At 73.3% G+C, this 15,393-nt stretch carries 11 protein-coding genes; 4 read left to right on the top strand and 7 right to left on the bottom strand.

Going from position 1 to position 15,393, the window contains the following annotated elements; genetic code table 11:
- Window positions 1–49 precede the first annotated feature (49 nt).
- Window positions 50–2,521: a M14 family zinc carboxypeptidase gene (locus ACLJQM_RS26700; protein WP_410633179.1), complete on the top strand. Its 2,472-nt coding sequence runs from the start codon at window positions 50–52 to the stop codon at window positions 2,519–2,521.
- A gap of 46 nt (window positions 2,522–2,567) precedes the next feature.
- Here the strand turns inward: ACLJQM_RS26700 and ACLJQM_RS26695 are convergent, their stop codons facing one another.
- The 4 genes from ACLJQM_RS26695 to ACLJQM_RS26680 form a co-directional block, all read right to left on the bottom strand.
- Window positions 2,568–3,173, bottom strand: a complete 606-nt coding sequence (locus ACLJQM_RS26695; RefSeq protein WP_360776088.1) for a LysE family translocator — start codon at window positions 3,171–3,173, stop codon at window positions 2,568–2,570.
- A gap of 186 nt (window positions 3,174–3,359) precedes the next feature.
- Window positions 3,360–4,454 carry a J domain-containing protein gene (locus ACLJQM_RS26690; protein WP_247024289.1) on the bottom strand — a complete coding sequence of 365 codons (1,095 nt, stop codon included), beginning with the start codon at window positions 4,452–4,454 and terminating at the stop codon, window positions 3,360–3,362.
- Between the two features lie 425 nt (window positions 4,455–4,879).
- On the bottom strand, window positions 4,880–6,472 hold the full coding sequence (locus tag ACLJQM_RS26685; protein WP_410633178.1) for an AMP-binding protein: 1,593 nt from the start codon (window positions 6,470–6,472) through the stop codon (window positions 4,880–4,882).
- Window positions 6,473–6,596: 124 nt separating this feature from the next.
- The gene (locus ACLJQM_RS26680) at window positions 6,597–6,728 is read right to left on the bottom strand and encodes a hypothetical protein (protein WP_281506315.1); all 132 of its coding nucleotides are present in this window, start codon (window positions 6,726–6,728) and stop codon (window positions 6,597–6,599) included.
- A 281-nt stretch (window positions 6,729–7,009) separates the two neighbouring features.
- Here ACLJQM_RS26680 and ACLJQM_RS26675 point away from each other — a divergent pair, with 281 nt between their 5' ends.
- Window positions 7,010–7,963 (top strand): TIGR03557 family F420-dependent LLM class oxidoreductase, encoded by a 954-nt coding sequence (locus ACLJQM_RS26675; protein WP_410633177.1) that lies wholly within the window; start codon window positions 7,010–7,012, stop codon window positions 7,961–7,963.
- 3 nt (window positions 7,964–7,966) lie between these two features.
- Here the strand turns inward: ACLJQM_RS26675 and ACLJQM_RS26670 are convergent, their stop codons facing one another.
- From ACLJQM_RS26670 to ACLJQM_RS26660, 3 genes are all read right to left on the bottom strand, one after another.
- The gene (locus ACLJQM_RS26670; RefSeq protein ID WP_410633176.1) at window positions 7,967–8,671 is read right to left on the bottom strand and encodes a transporter substrate-binding domain-containing protein; all 705 of its coding nucleotides are present in this window, start codon (window positions 8,669–8,671) and stop codon (window positions 7,967–7,969) included.
- 742 nt (window positions 8,672–9,413) lie between these two features.
- Entirely contained in the window at window positions 9,414–10,466 is a 1,053-nt protein-coding gene (locus ACLJQM_RS26665) for an aldose epimerase family protein (RefSeq protein ID WP_410633175.1), read from the bottom strand.
- A gap of 52 nt (window positions 10,467–10,518) precedes the next feature.
- Window positions 10,519–11,751, bottom strand: coding sequence for a helix-turn-helix domain-containing protein (locus ACLJQM_RS26660; RefSeq protein ID WP_410633174.1), 1,233 nt, complete (start codon window positions 11,749–11,751; stop codon window positions 10,519–10,521).
- Between the two features lie 250 nt (window positions 11,752–12,001).
- Here ACLJQM_RS26660 and ACLJQM_RS26655 point away from each other — a divergent pair, with 250 nt between their 5' ends.
- Together ACLJQM_RS26655 and ACLJQM_RS26650 are read left to right on the top strand one after the other, a co-directional pair.
- Window positions 12,002–13,993 carry an MMPL family transporter gene (locus ACLJQM_RS26655; RefSeq protein WP_410633173.1) on the top strand — a complete coding sequence of 664 codons (1,992 nt, stop codon included), beginning with the start codon at window positions 12,002–12,004 and terminating at the stop codon, window positions 13,991–13,993.
- The gene (locus ACLJQM_RS26650; protein ID WP_410633172.1) at window positions 13,990–15,366 is read left to right on the top strand and encodes an MFS transporter; all 1,377 of its coding nucleotides are present in this window, start codon (window positions 13,990–13,992) and stop codon (window positions 15,364–15,366) included. Before ACLJQM_RS26655 ends, ACLJQM_RS26650 begins: the two co-directional genes overlap by 4 nt.
- The last annotated feature ends 27 nt before the right edge of the window (window positions 15,367–15,393 follow it).

The raw sequence follows: 15,393 nt of genomic DNA, 5'->3' as shown, positions 1-15,393 counted from the left end.
GGCCTCGGCAAGGAGGTCTTTTCCTGTGGGGAATTCACCAAGACGGCTAGTGTTGCTGGCTTCGGCCGTCGCGCTGGCCGGAACGTTCGTCGCGCTACCGGCCGGTACCGCCGGTGCGGCGCAGAACATCCTGCGCGCCGACAAGTCCGTACCCCGCTCGTGCTTCGCGAAAGTGCTGCCCAAGGGCACCTCGGGCACCGATCGCCGCGAGCTGACGTCCACCGTGGACGGTCTCGTCCAGGCCCGCCTCAAGGCGACCCCGGGCACCGAAGGCGACTGGGACGTCGCCGTTTTCGACAAGGCGACCGGCGCCGTCGTCGCCGCGTCGACCGCGTTGCGCACCCACGAACTGGCCGAGAGCTTCGTGAAGAAGGGCCAGCAGCTCGTCGTCCAGGGCTGCCGCTACGGCGGCTCGGCCGGGCAGGCCCAGCTCGGCGTCGACTTCCTCGCGCTGACCCCGCAGGGCACGCCGACCGGCACCGCGGCCGCGTCGCAGCGCGCGGAGCTCGTCCGCGTCGAGACGCCGACGCGCGCCGACAAGAACAAGCTCAACGGCCTCGGCCTCGACGTCACCGAGAAGGGCGACGCGACCGGCGTCGAAGTGGTGCTGGCGAACGACGCCGACCGCAAGACGCTCAAGGACAGCGGCTTCAAGTCGAAGGTGGTCGAGGCGGACCTGTCGGCCAAGTCGGTCCAGGACGCCAAGACCGACCGCGAGTACGCCGCGAAGACCGCGGCCTCCGCGCTGCCGTCCGGGCGCACCAGCTACCGGCACCTCTACGAGTACAACTACGAGCTCAAGGAGCTCGCCCGCAAGAACCCGAACCTGGTCTCGGCGTTCACCATGCCGGAATCGACCTGGGAAGGCCGCGACGTCGTCGGCGTCGAGATCGCCACCGACGTCAAGAACATGACCGACGGCAAGCCCGTCAACTTCACCATGGGTGTGCACCACGCCCGGGAGTGGCCGGCGGCCGAGCACGTCATCGAGTGGGCGTACGAGCTGATCAACGGCTACTCGCACGACGCCGCCATCCGCAGCATGGTGAGCAAGACGCGCAACATCATCGTGCCGATCGTCAACCCGGACGGCTTCGAGATCTCCCGCGAGGCCGAGCCGAAGGGTGACTTCACCCGGTTCGACTACGAAATGAAGCGCAAGAACTGCAACGTCAACGACTCGCCGCCGCAGTTCGCGACCGGCGTGTGCAAGGCGAACCCGGGCGGGCGCGTCCGCGGCACCGACCCGAACCGCAACTACGGCGGCTTCTGGGGCGGCAACGGCGCCGAGCTGTCCTGGAGCGGCGACACCTTCCGCGGGTCCGCGCCGTTCAGCGAGCCCGAGGTGCGCAACGTTCGCTCGATCGTGTCGTCGCGCCAGGTCACGAACCTGATCACGATGCACACCGTCGCCGCGCTGGTGCTGCGCCCGCCGGGCGTGGCGGACGTCCGCGCGCCGCTGGAGGAACCGCAGTACAAGGCCCTCGGCGACAAGCTGGCCTCGCGCAACGGCTACACCAGCGAGCCGAGCTGGGCGCTCTACGACACCACCGGCACCACCGAAGACTGGTCGTACTGGGCCACCGGTGGCTGGGGCTTCACCATCGAGGTCGGCGGCAACGGCTTCCACGGCCCCTACGCCGACAGCGTCGTGGCGGAGTACGAAGGCCTGGCCCCCGCGGCCGGGGCCGGCAAGGGCGGCAACCGGCAGGCGTTCCTGGACATGCTGGGCAACGCGGCCGACCCGCAGCAGCACTCGACGCTGATCGGTTCGGCGCCGAAGGGCTACCAGCTCAAGCTGCACAAGACGTTCCAGACGCCGACGTCGCCGGTGATCCAGCCCGACGGCTCCACCAAGCCGCCGATCTACTACACCGACGACCTGAACTCGAAGTTCACCACCTCCGGCGGGCGCTTCGCCTGGTCGGTCAACCCGTCGACGCGGCCGTACGTGGCCGGCCGGTACGGGCGCGACCCGCAGGGCCCGGCGCAGCAGGGTTACGCGGTCGCCAACCCGGCCGGCGTGCCGCCGATCAACCAGAACTACCCGGCCGACGCAGCGGGTGACTCGTTCACCTTCCACGTCGACGGCCTGCCCAAGGTCGACAACGGGAAGTTCAGCGTCAACATCAACTGGGCGAACACCGCGACCGACTGGGACCTCTACGTCTACGACTCGGCGGGCAACCTGGTCAGCTCGTCGGCCAACGGCGGTACGACGTCCGAGCACGCCGTGCTGTTCGACCCGCCGGCCGGCGACTACAAGGCCGTGGTGGTCAACTACGACCAGGCCGACCCGAACGCCGTCGACGACTGGGCCGGGGACGTGTCGTTCTCGTCGCCGATCCCGCCGACGTACGGGACGAAGGAGGCCTACCAGCTGACGTGCTCGTCGCCGAAGGGCAAGCTCGTCGGCGTGGCGGACGTCTTCGTCGACCGCGGCCAGACGGTCGACGTCGGCGAGGTCTGCACCCGCTCCGCGCACGCGCAGAAGCAGCGCGCTTCGGGCGGCGTCCGGTAGTTCTCGTGGGTTCGTGAAGGCCTCCTCGCCCGCCGCGAGGGGGCCTTCACGGCGTTGTGGCCAGGACGACCCCGAGTACGACGAGGATCGTGCCCACGACCCGGTTGAGGGCCGGTTTCGCGTGGGCGTACCAGCGCTGGGTGGCGGGGGAGGAGAACAGCAGGGCCACGCTCAGGTGCCAGGCCGCCGACGCGGCGACGATCAGCGCGACGGCGGCGGCCTTGACGGCGGTGGGCTCGGTGGGCGGCAGGGTCGCGGTCAGGACGCTGCCGAAGAAGGCCGCGGCCTTCGGGTTGGTGAGGTTGCTGACGACGCCCCGGCGGAACGCGTTGCCGCGGGCTTCCGGCGGGGCGGATTCCGGGGCCTTGGCGGTCAGCCACAGGCGGAGGCCGAGCCAGGCCAGGTAGGCGCCGCAGACGATGCGGAGGGTCGTGGCGAGCCAGGGGTGGTGCGCCAGGACGGCGCCGAGCCCGAAGACGGCGACGGCGGCCAGGAGCCCCCCGGCGGCGACGACCCCGAGCGCGACGGCCAGCGCGGCCCGGCGGGTGCCGGCGGCCGCGGTGTGGGCGATGAGGATGAAGTTCGGGCCGGGGGAGACCGCGGCCGGGAGGTAGGCGAGCAGGACGGTGCCCAGCGTGGCGGCGGGGCTCATCGGGCCGGCGCCGCTGGTCCGGCGACCCCGCGTGGCGGGCCGGCGGGTCCGGAAGCCATGAACGACCCTTTCACCGCGTCCGGCGAGGTGAACGACTCGTTCATGACGGTGTGACCGCCGGACCAGCCACGCCGGTCCGGCACAGCCCTGGCTCGCCGCCGCGCGCCGAGAGCGAGGCGGGCCGGGTCACGCCGCGCGGCCGCCTCCGCCGACGACCTGGTCGCGGACCGTCCGCAGCGCTTGGTGGTCCACAGTGGACGGATCGGCCGCCAGCCACTCGCCGATCTCGTGGAGGAACTCCTCCGGCGTCATCGGGGCCGCCGTCAGGTCGCCGGGGTCGGCCGTGGTCAGGTCGCCGCTGCGGCTCGGGTACACGATCATCGCGCCGCGCAGCGCCACGCCCGGCAGCAGGTCGCGGTAGGCCGCGAGGCTCTCGGCGAGCCGGCTCCCGCCGCCGCGGAACGGCCTCCCGTTGCGCAGCAGGCGTCCGTCCTCGGCGGTCTCGTAGTGGCCCGGCAGCCAGAGCTTGGACTCGATGAGCACCAGGCGCTTGCCGCACAGGACCGCGTGGTCGACGTCGGCGAACACCGAGCCGGGCCAGGCGAGGCCGTGGAAGATGCGGGCGCCGGGGAGGCGGGTCAGGTAGGCCTCGAGCAGCTCGGCCGTCAGGCGCTCGGCCAGCTCGTCGCGTTCGGTGCCCGGCGCGCCGAAGGTGGTGCGGCCGCCGAACTCCTCGGCGTAGGCGTCGCGGGCCCGTGCGGCGCGCAGGTAGCCGCGCGCCAGCCGCTGGACGAGCACTGCCGTGCCCGCGGTCAGCAGCAGCCACACGACGAGCACCGGCGGCGAGAACCCGACCCCGGTGACCAGCGGCAGCAGCACGAGCACCATCCCGGCCACCGCGGCGACGACCGGCGTGTGCCCCGGCCCGCGGCGGCGGCCGTGCCGCATCCGGGTGTCCTCGCCGGCGAAGTGCCACCAGCTCAGGTCTTCGGCGTCCAGGTCGGGCAGGTCGGGGACGAACCCGGGCTCGTCGCCGAAACGCCGCCGGGGCCGCGGGCGGACCGGCACGGGCACCACGGTGGCGCCGCCGGAGTCGTAGCGGGCGCGGCTGACGGGGTCGCTCAGGACGTCGTAGGCCTCGCGCAGCAGCCGGAACGTGCCGACGGTGCCGCCGCCGTCCGGGTGCATGCTCTTGGCCAGCCTGCGGTAGGCCGTTTTGACGTCGGACGCCGTGGCGTCCCGGCGGACGCCGAGCACCTCGTAGTAGTCGACCTCGGGCACGCTGGCGTTCACCTCCGGATGGCTGCGCGAAAACCTTATGGGGTCGGGTTCCGGCCCCGGCGACCGCCTCCGCGGCGCGCCAGGGTGATGGTCCTGCGGACCAGGTCAGGGCCGTGTCCGGAGTTTTACCGCGCTTCGCGGGACCCCGTCCGCGGCGGGTGGCCGGGCGCGTGACGGGCCGCCGTCCGGTCCCCGGAGCGCGTTTGTGGTGCTCTGTGACTGTCCATTGAGGACTTAATGTCGCCCGGAAGTGTTGTAACGGGCGGGAAAGCCGGGGTCATGGTGACTTTTCGTGGTCGGAATTCACCTGAACAGACGCGAACACGTGTTCGAATGTTCGGCTAAGCTGGGGTCATGTCCTCGACCTCCCTCAGACGTGACGGGCCCACCGCCACCCCACCTCGGCAGCGGGTCCGTCACCCCGGTCAGCGCTCGCGCAGCAGGAACCGCTGGAGCTTCCCGCTGGCGTTGCGCGGCAGCGCGTCGATGAAGCGCACCCGGCGCGGGTACTTGTACGGCGCCGCAACGGTTTTGGCGTGCTCCTGCAGGGCGTGCACGAGGTCCGGGCCGGGAGCGGCGCCGGGTCGCGGCACGACGAAGGCGGTCACGACCGAGCCCCGGTCCGGGTCGGGCGTGCCGACGACCGCGCACTCCTCGACGTCGGGGTGTGTCAGCAGCACTTCTTCGACCTCCGGGGCCGCGATGTTGTAACCGGAGGAGACGATCATGTCGTCGCTGCGCGCCACGAACCTGAAGTAGCCGTCGGACTCGCGGACGTAGGTGTCGCCGGTGATGTTCCAGCCGTCGCGGACGTAGTCGGCCTGCCGCGGGTCTTCGAGGTAGCGGCAGCCGGTGGGGCCCTGGACCGCGAGCCGGCCGGGGGTCCCGTCGGGCACGGGCGCGCCGTCGAGGTCGAGGACGGCGGCGCGGAACCCGGGCACGACCTTGCCGGTCCGGCCGGGGCGGACGTCGTCGTCGGCCGCGGAGATGAACACGTGCAGCAGCTCCGTGCTGCCGATGCCGTCGATCAGCGGGCGGCCGGTGACCTCGCGGTACCGCTCGGCCACGGCGCCGGGCAGCGCTTCCCCGGCGGAGACGGCGCGGCGCACGCCGGCCAGGAGCGGCCCGTCGCCGGCGCCGAGGATCGCGCGGTAGGCGGTCGGCGCGGTGAAGAGCACGGTCACGCCGTGCTCGGCGACGACCGAGGCCAGTTCCTTGGGCGTCGCGCGTTCCACCAGGAGCGTGGACGCGCCGGCGCGCAGCGGGAACACCAGCAGGCCGCCCAGGCCGAAGGTGAACGCCAGCGGCGGCGTTCCGCAGAACACGTCGTCCGCGGTGGGGCGCACGACGTGCCGGGAGAACGTGTCGGCGATCGCGAGCAGGTCGCGGTGGAAGTGCATGGTCGCCTTCGGTGTCCCGGTGGTGCCGGAGGTGAAGGCGAGCAGCGCGACGTCGTCGGCGGCCGTGGGCACGTCGGCGAAGGTCGCCGGGTGGCGGGCGCAGCGGCCGGCCAGCTCGGCCGTCTCGGTGCCGAAGGGCACCGCGGGCAGGCCGGGCGGCAGCTCGTCGAGCAGGCGCTCGTCGCAGAGGGCGACGCTCGGGCGGGCGCGGTCAGCGATCTTGTCGAGCTCGTGGCGGCGCAGCATCGGCATGGTCGTGACGGCGACGGCCCCTGCCTTGAGGACACCGAGCCAGCACGCGGCGAGCCACGGCGTGTTGGTGCCGCGCAGCAGCACGCGGTTGCCGGGCACGACACCGAACTCGGCGGTGAGCACGTGTGCGATCCGGTTGGCGCGCGCCAGTACGTCGCCGTAGCTCCACGTCTCGTGCGGTGAACGCAGGCACGGGCGGTCCGGGCCGAGGCGGGCGGCCGTGGCGTCGAGCAGTGCCGTCGCGGCGTTGAGGCGGTCCGGGTAGCTCAGCTCCGGCAGGTCGAACACCAGCCGCGGCCACTGCTCGCCGGGTGGCAGGCGGTCGCGGCAGAACGAGTCGGTGTGAGCGCTGGGAGTAAGCCTCATCGCAGCCCCTCGGGTCTCGACCTGCACCCCGAGGAACGTAGCACTCGTTGCGACCGTCGAGAAGACGCAATAGCGCATCGATGACGGCGGCAACGGATGATCGATGCCGGTGGGCCTCCCGAGGTCAGGGGCGCCGGACCTCGGCCGACTGTCCCGGCGTCACGAAGGCCGTCGTCACGGTCACCTCCGCCAGCACGACGTGGATCCGCACCGGCTTCCCCGGGCCGGCGGGCTCCACCGAGAGCCGGGTGAGCACCCGGTGCACCGCGATCGAGTGCGCGCCGACGCCCCGGTCAGCGTGCTCGAACGCGGCAGCGAAAGGCGGCGCCGCCCGGGCCGTGGACGGTGGCGGCGCAGACGAGCAAGGTCAGCGCGAGGGCCGGCAGGCGAGTCATGGTGGTCGTCCCCTCCAGATCAGATGATCTTCAGGTCTAACGCACGGCCGTTGTCCGGCGCCGGGGCGCGAGGACCGGACATCAACGTCCGGACAACCCGGTGCGGGGGTTTCGGCGGGCGCGCCGGTGGTAGCCCCCGGGAATGGTGAGTGTCGGCTATTTCCTGTCTTCCGAAGAGTTCTCGCCGCGTGAGCTGGTCCGCCAGGCCCGGCTCGCCGAGGCCGCCGGCTTCGAGCGGTTGTGGATCTCCGACCACTTCCACCCCTGGCTGGACGAGCAGGGCAGCAGCCCGTTCGTCTGGTCGGTGCTCGGCGCGCTCAGCGAGGTGACGTCGCTGCCGATCTCGACGGCGGTGACCTGCCCGATCATCCGCACGCACCCCGTGGTCGTCGCGCAGGCGGCCGCCACCGCGGCGGTCCAGTTCGAGGGCCGGTTCGTGCTCGGGGTGGGGACCGGGGAGGCGCTCAACGAGCACGTCACGGGGGAGCGGTGGCCCTCGCCGCCGGTGCGGCTGGAGATGCTCGAAGAGGCGATCGACGTCATCCGCGAGCTGCACACCGGTAAGGAGGTCAACCACCGCGGCCGGCACTACACGGTCGACCACGCGCGGCTCTACACCGTGCCCGACGAGCCCGTCCCGATCTACGTCTCGGCGTTCGGCCCCGCGGCCGCCGAGCTGGCCGCGCGCGCCGGCGACGGCTTCTGCACCGTCATGCCGGACGCGGACCTGGTCCGCCAGTACCGCGAGGCGGGCGGCGGCGACCGGCCGGTGCAGGGCGGCCTCAAGGTGTGCTGGGCCGACTCCGAAGACGACGGCGTGCGCACCGCGCACCGGCTGTGGCGCAACGAGCTGCTCCCCGGCCGGCTGCCGTCGGTGCTGCCCACCCCGGCCGACTACGAAGCCGCGGCCAGCCTGGTCACCGAGGACATGGTCCGGGAGCAGTTCCCGTGCGGCCCGGACGCCGACCGGCACGTCGAGGCCGTCCGCGAGTTCGCCGACGCTGGGTTCGACGAGGTGTACGTCCAGCAGATCGGGCCCGACCAGGAGAAGTTCTTCGAAGCCTGGCGCACCCAGGTGCTGCCCCGGCTGGCCTGAGAGTCAGTCCGCGACGGTCGCGTCGGCCTGGTTCGCGCGGCGCAGGGCGTCGGCGACGAACCCGCTCGCCTTGAGCTCTTCGACCAGGTCACGAAGGAAGGTGATGGTCTCGGGCCGGCGGTCCGGGGTGGTCCCGACGGCCTGCTGGATCTGCATGAACCGCTCATCGACGACCCGCTTCCCGGGATGCGCGGCGACGTAGGCGGTCATCGGCTGCCGGATCCCGGCGGCCACGTCGAGGCCCTGCTCCTCGAAGACGGCGACCCCGTCCTCGCCGCGGACGATCGTGGCGTGCGAGAGCGTCCGGGTGAGGTAGAGGTCGTACGCCGACCCCTGCTTGACACCGATCCGCACCCCGGGCCGGTCAACGTCCCCCGGCGACCGGACCGGCGACCCGTCGGGCACGACGTACACCCCCTCGATGACGACGTAGGGAGCGGTGAAGGCGACCTCGGCCGCCCGCGCCGGCTCGATCGCCAGGAAGCACAGGTCGGCGGCACCCGAGGTCAGCGCCTCGAACGACTTCCGGGCGGCATGGAAGCACCGGAGTTCGACCTCGACCCCCAGGCGCGCGCCCACCTCCCGCGCAAGATCAACGGTGACCCCGCCGGGTTCGGTCGCGGTCCCGTGCGCGAGCACGGGATTGCCGAGGTTGATGGCGGCCCGCAGCACACCGGTGGGCGCAAGGTCGGCGGAAAGATCTCCCATGACCGGCGAGGGTAACCGCGCACCGCGGCGCGAGTGACCGAAGTGTCACCCACGCCACCGCCAGGGCGCCGCCACGGCCGGACCGCTGCTCACGCCACCCGGCCACGCCGCGGTGGCTCGGTTGTTGCGGGTGCCCGATACCTGCTCACTCCACCGGCGGCCACCCGCTGCGGCCAGGCGGCTGCGGGTGCGGGGCGCTTGCTCGTCCCGTCGGCGGTCACCCGGCCGCACCGCGGCGGCCCGGTCGTTGCGGGTGCCGGGTACCTGCTCACTCCACCGGCGGTCACCCGGTTACACCGCGGCGGCCCGGTCGTTGCGGGCGCTGGGGCACTTGCTCACGCCACCGGCAGCCACCCGCTGCGGCCAGGCGGCTGCAGGTGCGGGGCACTTGCTCATCCCGCCGACGGCCATCCGGCCGCGCCGCTGCGGCTCGGTTGTTGCGGGTGCCGGGCGCTTGCTCACTCCGCCGGCGCATCCGGTCGCACGGCGGCGGTCTGGTCCTTGCGGGTGCCGGGCGCTCGCACCCCCCACCGGCGGCCATCCGGTCGCGCCGCTGCGGCCCGCTTGCTCACCCCGCCGCTGGCCACCCGCCGCGGCCAGGCGGCTGCGGTGCCGGCCGGCAGGCGGTCCGCCGCACTCGAGGGGCCAACTACTGCGGGCCGCATCGCCGGCGCGGCCCGTGCCGCTCCATAGCCGCCGACGCCACCGCCGCGGTCGGGTGGCCGGCGGTGGCGGGCCGCCATCACTCCGCAGGCAGGCCGTCCGCTGTGCTGAGCTCGTACACCGTCTCCTGGTGGTACGTCTCGCCCGGGCGGAGCACCGTCGTCGGGTAGTCCGGGTGGTTCGGTGAGTCGGGGAAGTGCTGTGCCTCCAACGCGAACCCCGCGCCGCGCTCGGGCAGGTGGTTGCCCGAATAGAACTGCAGGCCCGGCTCCGTCGTGCGCATCGTGAGCAGGCGCCCCGACGCCGGGTCCCACGCGCGCGCGGCGAACGGAGCCCCCTCCGCCAACACCCAGTTGTGGTCGTAGCCGTCCGCAAGCCTCAGCTGGGGGTCGCCGGAACCGATGCGTGCGCCGATCCGGGACGGGTGGCGGAAGTCGAACGGCGTGCCCGCCACCGGGACCGGCGCGCCTAGGGGGATCAGGCCCGCATCCGTCGGGCAGAAGTGGTTCGCGGCGATCTCCACGTGGTGGTCGTGCACATCGCCCGCGCCGGCCAGGTTCCAATACGTGTGGTTGGTCAGGTTGACGACCGTCGGCGCGTCCGTCGTCGCGCGATAACCGATGTGCAGCCGTCCCGGTGCCTCGAGGCGGTACGTCACCTCGGTCGTCAGGCAGCCGGGGTACCCCTGGTCGCCGTCCGGGCTGATCAGGGTCAGACGTACCCCGTCGGGCAGCACCGTCGCGGACCACACTCGCGTGTCGAATCCTGCCGGGCCGCCGTGGAGGCTGTTCTTGCCGTCGTTCTGCGGGACGCGGTGGCGGACGCCGTCGAGGGTGAAGGTGCCGCCCGCGATGCGGTTGGCGAAACGGCCGATCGCCGCGCCCAGAAAGACCCGGGCCGCGTCCGGGTGGTTGTTCGCGACGTACCCGGCCAGGTCCGGGTAGCCGAGGACGACGTCTTCACACCGGCCGTCGCGGTCCGGGGCCTCGATCGACTGGATCACCGCGCCGTAGTCGAGGATCCGCACCGTGAGGCCGCCGGGGTGGGTCAGCGTGTGGCGGTGGACGTCCTCGTCGCCGGCGCGGCCGAAGAACTCGGGAACGGGTGCGGTCATCGGGACGCCCTCCAGCACGCTGTTAACGCTAACACCGTGCCGGAACTCTAGGATCGCGCGCGGGGCGCGGTCAAGAGCCCGACGCGGGTGTTCCCAGCAGCTGGTGGGCGCGCAACGCCATCTGGATCTCCAAGCGCCGCGCGGGATCCGCCAGCCGGTCGCCGAACAGCTCGGTCAGCTGGCCCACCCGGTAGCGGACCGTCTGGGGGTGGATCCCCAGTGTCTGTGCGATCTCCGGCGTGCTCCCGTTGTGCTCCAGCCAGCACAGCAACGTCTCCGCCAGCCGGGTCTGCTGCTTCGCCGTCAGATCGGCGAAGGGCGCGAGGACCTTCGCCGACAGCTCGTCCAGCAGGAAGCGGTCGGCCAGCAGCCAGTGCGTCGCGAGGTGGTCGGCCGTGTGCGCCACCGGCTGGTCGCCGGCCAGGCCGCGGCGGGCCAGGGCGAGCGTGCGGCGGGCCCAGCTCGCCGACGTCGCCGCGTCGGCCGGGCGGACGCGGGGGCCGACCGCCGCGCGCCGGCCGGGCAGGCGGCCTTCGAGGCCGAGCAGGTCACGGTCCGGGTGCGGGGTCAGCACGCAGGGTTCGGGACCGTCGAGGTCCACGAGTACGTCGTCGGCGAAGTGCAGTGAAGGCGGGTGCGGTCCGGTCCACGGCTCCAGCGCGATGACCGCGACCTGCTCCGGCATCGGCCACCGCGCGGCTTCGGCCATCGTCGCGAGCGTCGCCGGGGACGACGGCGGGGTGGCGAGCAGCAGTTCGAGCAGCCGGCGGCGACGGCGTTCGAGCGTGCCCGTCGCCATCGCCTGCGCCAGCGTGTACCCCTCGACCGAATACGCCGAAATCTCGTCCACGTAAGCGAAAATCGCCTCCGCGCCGATGCACAGCACTGCGGCCGGGAACCGGTGCGCCTGCCCGAGTTCCGCGATGTACCGCCACGCCGCGCGGCCGCCCGCGCGGTAGGCCGCCTGCAGCGAGTTGACGCTGCCGCCGTCGTGGTGGACGCGTTTGCCGACCTCCACGAACAAGTTCGCCCAATCGTCCGGTGTGGACGGCAGGTCTTCGATGCTGTCGATGCAGCTGAGCACCGCCTGCTCGATCGCGAGCACGATCACCTTGCCGAACTCGCCTTCGAGGGGCTTGGCGTACTCCGGTACGGCCCGCTGGACCTCCTCGAGGATCCGCCGGGCGAGCGGGTCGGCGTGCGGCCGGAACCGCCGCGCGACCTCCGCCGGCAGCGAGCACCACAGCTGGCGGGCGCGGCCGGTGCCCCGGGGTCTCGGGATCACCTGGGTGGTCGTCGTCATGCCACAACCCCTTTCCGGCACCGGTGCGCGAAGGTCATGTACTCACACGGGATCGGAGTTGGCAACCGCCGATCCTGCCGCGCGACCGGGTTCTGTCACGTGGGGACCAATGGCGGCGGCCACTATTGTCACCTGTCCGCCAAACGGCGGAACACTCACGCGCACAAGGGTTTCCGCGGCTCGATTTGTGGTGCGGGACGGTATCTTCGCGCCCTTCCTCGTTGTTAGCGTGATCAACCGAGGAGGCCGGATGACGACGCTCGTATCGTGGTGCTCCCGGCGCGCCGCCGCGGTCGTCGTGCTGTGGCTGGTGGCGTTGGGCGGCCTCGGTTCCGCCGCGCTGCACACCGGCGCGGCCTTCCGCGACACGATCGACCTGCCCGCCGCGGACAGCACGGCGGCGGCGAACCTGCTGCGCGGCAACGGTGCCGGCGGGGCCGAGGAACGCGTCGTCGCCCGCACGCCGGACAGCCCGCTCGACACCGGCACCGGCCGGGCCCGGCTCGACGACTTCGCCGCCCGGCTGGCCGCGCTGCCGCACGTCGTCGCGGTCACCCCTGGCGGGCTCTCCGCCGACCGGCGGACCGCCGTGCTCGGCGTGCGGTTCGACGCGCCGGCCGCGGACCTCGGGCAGCCGGTGGCCGACGCGCTGGCCGCGGTCGTGCGCGACGCCCGGGGCCTGACCGCCGGGGCCGCCGGCGAACTCGCCGCGATGACGGCGGCCGCGCCAGACCTCGGCAACGCCGGGATCGGCCTGCTCGCCGCGGCCCTGGTGCTGCTGGTGACCTTCGGTTCGATGACGTGCGTGCTGCTCCCGGTGCTCACGGCGGCGGTTTCGGTGGGTTGCGCACTGGCCACGGTCACGCTGCTTTCGCACGTCATGACCGTCCCGAAGATCAGCACCGAGATCGCCGCGCTGCTGGGGCTCGGCGTCGGCGTCGACTACGCGCTGTTCGTGCTGACCCGCTACCGGCAGGGCCTCGGGGAAGGCGCCCCGCCGCCGGTCGCGCTGGCCACCGCCGCCGCGACGTCCGGGCGCAGCGTGGTCTTCGCCGGCGTGACCGTGTGCGTTTCGCTGGGCGGCCTGCTGACCGTCGGCATGCCGTTCCTGGACGGGATCGCCGTGGCCGCCGCGGTTTCGGTGCTGCTGACCGCGCTCGCCGCGCTGACCCTGCTGCCCGCGTTGCTGCGGCCCGTCGCCCGGATGCGCGTCAAGCCCGGCGGGAACGGCGGCCGCTGGGCCCGGCTGGCGCGTTCGGTGACCGCGCGGCCCGGGCCGTACACGCTGGCGGCGGTGCTGGTCGTGGCCGTGCTCGCGCTGCCGATGACCGGGCTGCGGCTCGGCGTGCCGGACGCCGCGCAGGATCCGCCCGGCAGCATCACCCGGACCGGCGCCGAGCTGCTGACCGACGGGTTCGGGCCCGGCGCCGGCGCCCCGCTGCTGGTGGTGGGCACCGGCGACGCCTCGCTGGGCACGCTGCGGGAAGCGGTGCTCGCCCGCGCCGACGCCGGCCCGCCGACCGCGCTGCCCGGCGGAGGCTGGCTGCTCACCGTCGTCCCGCGGACCGCGCCCGGCGACCCGGCCACCGCCGGGCTGCTGGCCTGGACGCGGACCATGGCGGCGACCATCGGCGGCCCGGACGCGCACGTCGGCGGGATCGCCGCGACCCAAGCCGACTTCTCGGCGGCGATCACCGCGCGGCTGCCGGTGTTCCTGGTCAGCGTCGTCGGCATCGCGGTCCTGCTGCTCGCCTGGGTGTTCCGCAGCGTGCTGATCCCGCTGACGGCGGCGGTGATGAACCTGCTGACCGCGGCCGCGACGACCGGCGCGGTGGTCTGCACCTTCGGCGCCCCGATCGAGCCGTACCTGCCGGTGTTCCTGTTCGCCGGTCTGTTCGGGCTCTCGATGGACTACGAGGTCTTCCTCATCGCCCGCATCCAGGAAGCCTGGCGCCGCCACGGCGACACCCGGGCCGCGGTCGTCGACGGCGTCGCGGCGACCGGCCGGACCATCACCGCGGCCGCGCTGATCATGGCGCTGGTGTTCGTGTCGTTCGCCTTCGTCGACGCCCGCGTCGTGCGGGAAGCGGGGGTCGGGCTGACCGTCGCCGTGCTGCTGGACGCGGTCGTCGTCCGCTGCGTGCTCGTGCCCGCCGTGATGGCCCGTTTCGGCGCCGCGAACTGGTGGTTCCCGCGACGGCGGCCCGTCCTCACCCCAGAGCCGGTGGGGAGCACGCGATGAAGACCCTCGTACTCCTCGCGCTCGGTGCGTTCGTCACGACGCTCGACAACACCATCGTTGCCGCCGGTGCGCCGTCGATCGGCCGCGACCTCGCTCTCGACCTCGATGCGCTGCAGTGGATCGCGCTCGGCTACATGCTCCCCTTCGCCGGCTTGCTACCGGCCGGGGGCGCGCTGGCCGACCGCTGGGGTCCTCGTCGGACGCTGACCGCCGCGCTGCTCGCGTTCGGGCTCGGCGCGGCGGCAGGTGGGCTGGCCGGGTCGCTGTGGCTGCTGGTCGCCGCCCGGGTGCTGCAGGGGATGGCGGCCGCGTTCCTGGTGCCGGGCCTGCTCAGCCTCCTGCGCACGAACCTCGACGCGCGCGGTCGCACGCTCGGTGCGGCGGTCTGGACCGCGTGTCTCGCCGCGGCATTGGCGCTCGGCCCCGCGCTCGGCGGGGTGCTGAGCGAATACCTCGGCTGGGCCTGGATCTTCTTCGTGAACCTCCCGTTCGTGGTGGCGATGCTGGTGCTGCTGCCGACGGTCCCCGGCCGGGCCGGTGGGGACACCCGCGCGCCGCCGCTCGCGGCGATGGTCCTGGTGACGGCGAGCCTGGTGCTGCTCACCGCCGCACTGGCCGAACCCCGGTTCGCGCTCCCGCTGTTCGCCGCGGGTGCCGCGCTCGGCGTGGGGTTCGCCGTCCGGGAGCGGCGGGCGCGGGACCGGCTGGTCCCCGCGGAGCTGACCGGGAACCGCGTGTTCGCCGGCTCGCTCGGCCTGCAGCTGCTGTGGGGACTCGGGATTTCCGGGATCTTCTTCTTCACGCCGTTGCTGCACCAGGAGTTCCTCGGCCTCGGCCCGGTCGGCGCCGGGCTGCCCCTGGTGCTGGTCGCGGTGGCGGTCGTCGCCGCGACGCCGCTGGTGCCGGGAGCCGTCGCCCACCACGGTCCACTTCGGACGGTCGCGGCGGGGCTCGCCGTGGTCGGGGCCGGGCTGCTCGCGCTCGCCGCGGTGAACGCGATCCCGCAGATCTGGCCCCGCGTGCCCGGCCTGGTCCTGATCGGGGCGGGCTCGGCGTTCACCGTCCCGATGACGTCGCACGCGCTGGACGTCGTGGCGGAGCGGCATTCCGGCACGGCGTCGGGCTTGCTCACCGCGGCGCGCGAGCTGTCGAGCGCGCTCGGTGTCGCGCTGATCGGCGCGGTGCTGACGGCGGTGCGCGCGGCGCGGCTCGAAGCGGGTACCGCACCCCCGGCCGCGCTGGCCGGAGGCTACACCACCGGGCTGCTCGCCGCGGCCGGGTTGACGTTCGCCGGTGCGCTGCTGGCCGTGCGCGTGTCGAAGGCCCGTTCCGCCGACACTTCGTCGCCGCGTGACAAACGCGCGGTGCCCTGACCCGTTTCCCGGTGAGCATCCGGGATC

It is taken from the genome of Amycolatopsis sp. cmx-4-83, from assembly GCF_046548815.1.
Taxonomy (GTDB): Bacteria; Actinomycetota; Actinomycetes; order Mycobacteriales; family Pseudonocardiaceae; genus Amycolatopsis; species Amycolatopsis pretoriensis_A.
Note: the sequence above shows the minus strand (reverse complement) of the source record. Positions and strands in the feature narration are given on the sequence as shown.

Coding starts and splice junctions, on each gene's coding strand:
- ACLJQM_RS26695 (WP_360776088.1), bottom strand. CDS start 3,173: ATGAGCCCCGCCGCCACGCTGGGCACCGTCCTGCTCGCCTACCTCCCG.
- ACLJQM_RS26685 (WP_410633178.1), bottom strand. CDS start 6,472: ATGAGGCTTACTCCCAGCGCTCACACCGACTCGTTCTGCCGCGACCGC.
- ACLJQM_RS26675 (WP_410633177.1), top strand. CDS start 7,010: ATGGTGAGTGTCGGCTATTTCCTGTCTTCCGAAGAGTTCTCGCCGCGT.
- ACLJQM_RS26670 (WP_410633176.1), bottom strand. CDS start 8,671: ATGGGAGATCTTTCCGCCGACCTTGCGCCCACCGGTGTGCTGCGGGCC.
- ACLJQM_RS26660 (WP_410633174.1), bottom strand. CDS start 11,751: ATGACGACGACCACCCAGGTGATCCCGAGACCCCGGGGCACCGGCCGC.
- ACLJQM_RS26655 (WP_410633173.1), top strand. CDS start 12,002: ATGACGACGCTCGTATCGTGGTGCTCCCGGCGCGCCGCCGCGGTCGTC.
- ACLJQM_RS26650 (WP_410633172.1), top strand. CDS start 13,990: ATGAAGACCCTCGTACTCCTCGCGCTCGGTGCGTTCGTCACGACGCTC.